Genomic DNA, 1,030 nt, shown 5'->3' with positions numbered 1-1,030 from the left:
ACGTCACACTCCCCGCCAGAGGATCCGTGACCGTGATGTCACTCACCGTCACCGTGCCCGTGTTCATCACCACGAACGAATAGGCGATCGTCTCGCCGATGTCCGCGAGACCGTTCCCGTTCGTGTCGTCGATCGTCGCGTCCTTCACGATGGACAGCCCCGCCGACGCCTCGACGGTCGGGACGATAGCGGTGTCGATCGGGGGAAGGAACCCGACATTCACCGGCGGTGTGGCCACGCCGGTCGCGGTGTTCGTCACCGCCCCGGCAAGGACGTCATCCTCCGTCACCACGTGCGTGGCAGGAGCGACACACGTGGTGGATTCGCCGATCGCGAGCGTGGTCGTGTCGCAGATCACCGTGCCGACTGTCGGGTCACTGACCCCGACATCCACCAGCGTCACATTGCCGACGTTGGTGAGGAGGAACTCGTAGCTGATGACATCGCCGATCTCGGCGATCCCGTCACCATCCGCTTCTGCGAGATTCGCGATCTTCTCCAAGGACAGACCAGCATCAGGAATCGCCGTCGGTACGATGACGGTGTCTTCCACCGGGTCCGGAGGAGTCACACCCGCCGGAGGCGTCGCCGACACCGACGCCGTATTCACCACCCCACCCGCGAGGATGTCCGCCTCCGTCACTGTGTAATCCGCATCCGCCGTACACGTCACCGTCTCCCCCGGCGCGATCGACACCGGACACGTCACCGACCCCACCAGCGGATCATCCACCACCGGATCCGTCACCGTCACCGTCCCCGTATTCGTCACCGCGAACGAATACGTGACCGTCTCCCCCGGCTCCGCCAAGCCATTCCCATTCCCCTCATTCAGAACAGCGATCTTCTCCAACCCCAGACCCGCGACCGCCACCGGCGTCGGAACCGTCACCGTGTCCTCCACCGGGTCCGGAGGAGTCACACCCGCCGGAGGCGTCGCCGACACCGACGCCGTATTCACCACCCCACCCGCGAGGATGTCCGCCTCCGTCACTGTGTAATCCGCATCCGCCGTACACGTCACCGTCTC

1 pseudogene is annotated in these 1,030 nt (G+C 65.0%); it reads right to left on the bottom strand.

The features are described from left to right. Window positions 1–994, bottom strand: a pseudogene (locus E0W80_RS19210) (hypothetical protein); the annotation flags it as partial. Between the last annotated feature and the right edge of the window lie 36 nt (window positions 995–1,030).

Origin of the sequence: Microbacterium sp. PI-1, from assembly GCF_004337555.1 — a bacterium.
In the GTDB taxonomy this organism is placed as follows: domain Bacteria; phylum Actinomycetota; class Actinomycetes; order Actinomycetales; family Microbacteriaceae; genus Microbacterium; species Microbacterium aurugineum.
The sequence above is the reverse complement of the archived record's forward strand: the minus strand, read 5'-3'. Positions and strand labels throughout refer to the sequence as shown.